This window comes from Thermogemmatispora sp. (assembly GCF_019683755.1).
In the GTDB taxonomy this organism is placed as follows: domain Bacteria; phylum Chloroflexota; class Ktedonobacteria; order Ktedonobacterales; family Ktedonobacteraceae; genus Thermogemmatispora.
In genome coordinates this window covers 1-6,834 of sequence record NZ_JADGHT010000256.1, presented here as the reverse complement: position 1 = coordinate 6,834, position 6,834 = coordinate 1, and the positions used below count along the sequence as shown (strand labels likewise).

The following is a 6,834-nucleotide window of genomic DNA, read 5'->3' as shown; positions in this document are numbered from 1 at the left end:
ATTCATAATCTAGAGGTTGCGCGTACTGATAGTAAGCATCCTGAGTATGGCAAGCCACTCACCGAGGCCGACTGCTATCAGGTGATAGAGCGCGAAATTAAAATGCGTGACCAGGCCATTCCTCTTTATCAGAAAGGAGGGCGCAGCGACCTGGTAGAGAAGGCCGAGCGTGAAAAAGCGATCTTGCAAGCTTATCTGCAAGCTGTCCAGCTCAGCGATGAGGAAATTCGAGCTGTAGTAGCGCGTCTGATCGAGGAACAAGGACGTGATTTCCGCAAAGTCATGCCCCTGGCCGCCCGTGAACTGAAAGGCAAGGCCCCGGGGGCTAAGGTCCAGCAGATAGTGAAAGAGATGACGGCCTAAGCCTGGGGCTGCTCAGGTGTGTAATGGCTGGCGAGGAGGAAGGCTAGACTACGACGCCGCGGAGGGCTGGAGGAGACTGACCTGCCTCCTCGCCTGGTCAAGGGTCCGAAGCCGGGAATATAATGCTTCCGTGGGGAACAGCGTGAGCATGGGCGGTCGCCGTCGCAGTGTGCCACGGCGCACTTTCACTGCGACGGCTAAGCCGGGCTTCACGGGCGCTCGAATCACGGCCTGCAGAGGAGGCCATTGAGACCGTTCGTTTGTGTTCTGTCTGACGCATGCTGGGAGCGTGATGAGGCCATGAGAATCTACAATACACTCACGCGGCGCGTCGACGAAATTGTGCCATTGGAGCCGGGCAAGATCAGAATGTACTCCTGCGGCCCGACTGTCTACCGCTATATCCACATAGGGAATCTACGCACTTTCACAATGGCCGACTGGCTGCGCCGGACCCTGGAGTATCTCGGCTTCGAAGTCTTCCATGTCAAGAATATCACCGATGTCGGGCATATGCGTCATGAGCTGCTAGACCGCGGCGAGGACAAAATTCAAGCCCAGGCTCGTAAGGAGGGGAAAACCTCTGCTGAGATCGCGCGCTTTTACACGGAAGCCTTTCATCGAGACGAGGCCAGGCTCAATATTCTGCCCGCTCATGTCTTCCCACGGGCCAGCGAACATATCCCCGATATGATCCACATCATCGAGGAACTCCTGCGTAAAGGTTTTGCCTATGAAGTACGTGGCTACGTCTATTTTGACATTCAGCGATTTCATAACTATGGAAAGCTCTCGCGCAACCTGCTAGAGTATATGCAGATTGGCATTCATGAGGGTAGCGATGCTGACCGGCGTCATCCCGAGGACTTCCCGCTCTGGAAGCCCGCCGAGCCAGGGCGTGATATGGCCTGGGATAGCCCGTGGGGGCGTGGCTTCCCCGGCTGGCACATTGAATGCTCGGCCATGTCCATGAAATATTTGGGGCCGCATTTCGATATTCATACCGGAGGAGTCGACAATATCTTTCCGCATCACGAGGACGAGATTGCCCAGAGTGAAGCCTATAGCGGCCAGCCCTTTGTGAACTACTGGGTTCACGCTCAGCATCTGCTTGCCGATGGCCAGAAGATGGCCAAGTCAGTGAGCAACGACTATACTCTGGCCGAGATCGAAGCGCGCGGCTTTGATCCGCTGGCACTGCGCTACCTCTACACCACGGCCCTCTATCGCAGCCGTCTCAATTTTACCTTCCGCGCCCTGGAAGCGGCCCAGATCGCCCTGGAGCGCCTGCGAGAGCGAGCCTATGATTTATGGCGGCAAGCTGACCAGGGGCGTGCGCTCCAGCCAGTAGAGGACCAACAGCAGCCGTGGCGGTTGGCCTTCCGTCGTGAGCTAGAGAACGACCTGAACATCCCACGGGCGATGGCGGTGCTCTCTGCCATGTTGCGCGCTCCCGAGCTGGATGCCACTCTCAAGCTCCAGCTTCTGCTTGACTTCGACCGCGTACTCGGCTTCGATCTCAAGTCGTATCTCCTGAGCGAACAACCGCGTCAGCGGCGTACACCAACATATACGCAGCAATTCTTGCCGGCTGAGCTGGCGGCGATCGTCCATGAACGAGAGGCGTTGCGCCGGCAAGGCGACTACGCGCGCGCCGATGCCCTACGTCTCCGCATGCTCCAGCAGGGTTGGAAACTGAGTGATCTGCCCACGGGTACACTGGTACAGCCGCGGCGCCTCAGCGAAGAGTTCCCTGTCCTCTCGCGCTGGCAAGATGCTCCGGATGCCACCCAGCAGCCGTCACGCTATACTTTCTCCCTGAATCTGCTGGCGCGCAATAACCGGGCAGACCTTGAGCGTTGCCTCAGCAGTATCTGCCGCCATGCCAACGGGCGCAGCCTGGAAGTGATCGTCATCGAGAATGGCTCTACCGATGAAACCCTCCCTTATCTGCGCGAACTGGCCCGGCGTGCGGAGTTGATGGGGGCCAACGGTGAAAAGATCGCCCTCCGCGTGCTCTTCGCCGACCATAACCTAGGCTTCGCTGCAGGACGCAATGCGACCATGCGCGCCAGTCAGGGGACAATCATTGTCTGGCTGGATACCTCTCTTGAGCTATGTGGCGATATCTGGACACCGCTCGAGCAAACACTGGCTGATCCGCAGGTAGGAGTCACTGGCCCCTTTGGCCTGGTCACTGAGGACCTGCGCGAGTTCCGTGAAGAGAGCGGCCCCGAGGTTGACGCCATTGAAGGGTACCTGTTCGCTTTTCGCCGTGCCCTACTTAACGAGGTGGGATGGCTCGATGAGAAGTTCCGCTTCTATCGCCTGGCTGATGTCTACTACAGCTTTTTCTTCAAGGCCGCCGGCTATCGCGTGGTTGTCTGTCCCGAAGTGGCGGCACGTGTCATCAGACATCCTCATCGTGAGTGGTATAGTCTGAGCGAGGAGGAGCGACGGACGAAGAGTAAGAAAAACTATGATGTCTTTCGCGCACGTTGGCATCACGGGCACAGTCTGCTCGTGGCGCACTGCGATCCAGCCCAACGCTGGTACGGGCACGATCACCCCTATCATCTCGACGGCATCCATAGCCATGCGCCCGAGGAGCTGCCACCACCAGGCGTCATGCATAGTCACGAGCACCGGCACTGGCCCGATCATGCTCACTCTCATCCCCATTTGCATGCAACTCAGGCGGTCTGAAGTAGTGGCCCTTCTGCCAGAACGAGCCGGGCTGGAAAGGAGAGGGAAAGACCACTCAAGCCAGCCGCTGGCCTTACTCAACCGGGGTTCAGCAGATAAGGAAGCCTCGTCAACGCCTGGCCTGGACCTGATCCACCGCCGTCGCCTGCGGCTCCTTCCAGAAACTGAGCCCTCAGCCTGGTAGGGCGGGCCTGGTTCGCAGTCTGGCAGAAGCGCCCAGCCAGCTAGACTCTAGACTGCCTGGGGAAGCTTTGGGGCTTACTAAGGAGAAAATCCCGTGGAGAGAATTATCGAGGTTCCGCTCTTCCCGTTGCAGATGGTGCTCTTCCCAACTGCAGTCGTGCCACTGCATATCTTTGAACAGCGCTATCGCCTAATGATTGCCCGCTGTCTTGAGGAGAAGTCTCCCTTCGGTATCGTTCTCAAGCGTCCCGAGAGTCGTCATCTGCAGGAAGTGCCCTACAGCGTCGGAACACTGGCTGAGATCCAAGAGATCGAGCGACTGGAAGACGGCCGCTATCACCTTATCGCTGTAGGTACCGAGCGCTTTCGTATTCGCCAGATCAAACGCCAGCAAGCATATCTTGAGGGCCTGGTCGAGAGCTATCGCGACATGCACGAGCCTGCCAGCCTGGTGCGACCCTACGCCGAGCGCGCTCTTGATCTCTTCAGCAGCTATCTGGAAATCCTGCTCGAGGCGCGCAGTCGTCAGGAGATCAAGGCGCTTCTTCCAAGCGATCCAGAGGAACTCTCTTATCTCATCGCCTATCTGCTCGATATGCAAGATGAACAGAAGCAGCACCTGCTGGAACTGACCTCGACCCGCCAGCGTCTAGCCGAAGAAAATGAAATCTTGAGACGGGAGGTTCCCTTTGCCCAGCAGGTACTGCGGCGAAATGCTCATCTGCAGACGCATCCAGACCGCAGCTTCCTGAATTAGCGTCGAGAGGAAGAAGGGCCATGCCCATTGGTCGGTGGCAACGTGAGCTGAATTAGCCCTTGTTCCTGCAAACGCTGTAACGAAGCATACACCTCGGCGGGTGTACGCCGAGTGAGCTGCGCCAAGTCGCCGAGTGTACGCCGACCATTGATGAGGAGAAAGACGATGCGATCATAGCGCGGGACAGCGGTCGCAGCATATTCTTTGCCGCGGGCGGTCAGGCTAGGTACAACGGTTTCCGGCGGTAGCGGACCAAGCGGCTGGACAGGCTTAACGGCTGGCAGCACTAGCGAATCACCGAAGCGAGGAGTCAGACGCCCATTTTGGGGACGCCCTTGGCTCGAGGCCTGGATAGGGCCTTGTTGGGAACCCTGCCCACGAGCCTGACCGGGTGGATGAGTCGGACCACCAGGCTGGCTCTGAAGCGGGATTGTCTGACGGCCACTGCCCCGCCCTCCGACAGCGGGCAAAGGTCCACTCTGGAGCGAGAGAGGTGGCCAAGTTGGTCGCCGTGGGCCCTCGCCCGCGGGAGCACCCTCCTGTAGCTCCGGCTGGCCCGGTGAGGGAAGCTGCAACAGTGGTTCGGCAGATTGGAAAGTAAAACGAATTTCACCCCATGAATTCAACCAGGCCAGCACGGCCTCGCTAGCCTCCTGCTGCTGACGATTCCAGACAACCAGCGTTGGTTGTCCCCGCTCCACCGTGATATAAACCTCTTCGGGCGGCGCGCCCCGTGCTCGCTGAACAGTTAGCAGACCGCTGGGCCGGTAGATCCTGAGCTGCTTGAGCACCTCCGCAAGCGAAGGCGCAGAGAAAACCGGTCTGGAAGGCATACGGCCACCTCACTGAGCTCTGGTGCAGGCCCCCTGCTCTCACCTTTAAGAAGGAACACGAACTGTTCGTTGTCTCTGGAATTGTACGTATCCTGGTGTCCGCTGTCAAGTCCGCAGAGCTTCCTTCTTCGCGGGTAAGCCGCTTAGGCCAAACTCTCGCTTTCTGCCGCCTTGCGGCGCAGGAAGAAAAAGAAGGCCTGGCATCCCACCATCGTAGATCAGAGAGAGGCAACAACTTCCTGTAGAGGATCAAAGAGCCAATGCAGCGAGCGACCACAAAGCGATCGGCGACGCTGCTTCCCAGCAACCGGGGTGTAGTGGGGGGGCGCGTCTCAGTTAAGCCTGCCACACTCAGCGAACAACTCTGCTTGCCAGGCAAAGCCAGCGGCCTGGAAGGAGGGTGGAAGAGAGCAAGAACAGGATAATCTGCCTTCAGCACCGGCGCTAGAGAGCAAAGCGGGACCCGTCCTGTCCCAGCGGATGAGTCAAGGGCCTTGAAGAAAACTGCCGTTGCCGCCGTCGCAGGACGATGCCCCGCTCTATCAGCTCCACGAGCGCCTATCGTACAGGCAAAGAGATTCAGGCAGACTCGCCCTTTTCCTTCTTGTAACGGGCGATCAACTCCTGCTGGATCTGAGGAGGGACCTCCTCGTACTGATAGAACTCCATCGTAAAGGTACCGCGGCCCTGGGTAAGGGAGCGCAAATCTGTCGCGTAGTGGAGCATTTCCGCCTGGGGGACCTGAGCGATGATTTTCTGCATGCCGTTGCCAAGGGGTTCCATACCCAGCACCCGCCCGCGCTTCGTATTGATATCACTCATCACATCGCCCATCGTCTGCTCAGGCACAATCACCGTCACATTCATCACCGGTTCCAGGATGGTCGGACTGGCCTGGGGAACAGCCTCCTGCATACAGATCGAAGCAGCAATCTCAAATGACTGGGCGGAGGAATCAACTGGGTGGTACTTGCCGTCAACCAGGGCTACCTTGACATACACCATCGGGTTACCGGAGATGAAGCCACGCTTCAGTGACTCGCGCACGCCCTTCTCAACGCCGGGGACAAACTGACTTGGGACGACGCCGCCCACAATGCGATCTTCAAAGATAAAAGTGTCGGGGCCACCGATGGGCAGTGGCTCAATCTCCAGCCAGACATCGCCAAACTGGCCGTGACCACCTGTCTGCCGTTTATGGCGCCCGTTGGCGCGTGCCTTCTTACGAATTGTCTCGCGATAGGCGATGTGGATATCGCGCACCTCCAGGTCGATGCCGAAGCGACGCTTAATCATATCGACCGCGACCTGGATATGCGTTTCGCCCATGCCTGAAATCCGGGTTTCGCCCGTCTCTGGATCGCGCGTTACGCGGAGCGTGCGATCCTCTTCTACCAGGCGCGTCAAGGCATTACTCATCTTATCAAGATCAGCCTTGCTCTTGGGGAAGACGGCCACCGTAAAGCATGGCTCGGGGAAATGGATAGGCTCCAGGGCGGTAGTGACCTCTTTGCTTCCCACCAGTGTATCGCCCGTATGGGTATTGGCCAGCTTGGCTACGCCGCCGATGTCGCCGGCGGTGATCTCAGCCACATTCTCTTGAGCCTTGCCGCGGGGAATGATCAACTGGCCGATACGCTCCTCGGCATGCGTCTGCACATTAAAGACATGGCTATCAGCCTTCAGCGTCCCACTGTAGACGCGGAAGAGCGAGATCGTCCCGACCTGAGCAGCGGCAGTCTTAAAGACGAAGAGTGCCAGTGTCTCGCCCAAGGCCCGCACCTCATCGGGCAGTGCCTCAGCGGCGCTCGGCAGGTAGTCGAGAAGCGCATCAAGTGCGGTCTGCACCCCGATATTCCTTAGCGCGGACGCGCACACCACGGGCACCAACTCGCCACTCACCGTACCCTGGCGTACCAGCGTACGCAGTTCCTCCTCGCTGAGTTCCTCACCTTCGAGGAACTTATCCATCAGGGCCTCGTCGTTCTCTAC

At 58.5% G+C, this 6,834-nt stretch carries 5 protein-coding genes; 3 read left to right on the top strand and 2 right to left on the bottom strand.

Annotated features, from left to right (window positions below):
- The 3 genes from IRZ24_RS14925 to IRZ24_RS14915 all read left to right on the top strand — a co-directional run.
- The coding region (locus IRZ24_RS14925) for a GatB/YqeY domain-containing protein (protein WP_297165618.1) at nt 1–363 on the top strand (363 nt) is incomplete at its 5' end.
- Between the two features lie 300 nt (nt 364–663).
- The gene (gene cysS / locus IRZ24_RS14920) at nt 664–3,069 is read left to right on the top strand and encodes a cysteine--tRNA ligase (RefSeq protein WP_297165615.1); all 2,406 of its coding nucleotides are present in this window, start codon (nt 664–666) and stop codon (nt 3,067–3,069) included.
- Nucleotides 3,070–3,346: 277 nt separating this feature from the next.
- Entirely contained in the window at nt 3,347–4,009 is a 663-nt protein-coding gene (locus IRZ24_RS14915) for an LON peptidase substrate-binding domain-containing protein (protein ID WP_297165613.1), read from the top strand.
- On the opposite strand, the gene IRZ24_RS14910 is transcribed toward IRZ24_RS14915, so the two are convergent.
- Both IRZ24_RS14910 and IRZ24_RS14905 read right to left on the bottom strand, forming a co-directional pair.
- Entirely contained in the window at nt 4,006–4,842 is an 837-nt protein-coding gene (locus IRZ24_RS14910) for a hypothetical protein (RefSeq protein ID WP_297165611.1), read from the bottom strand. The two genes, IRZ24_RS14915 and IRZ24_RS14910, sit on opposite strands and share 4 nt — an antisense overlap.
- A 579-nt stretch (nt 4,843–5,421) precedes the next feature.
- Nucleotides 5,422–6,834 (bottom strand): elongation factor G (locus IRZ24_RS14905; protein ID WP_297165609.1); only part of this gene is annotated, 1,413 nt, incomplete at its 5' end.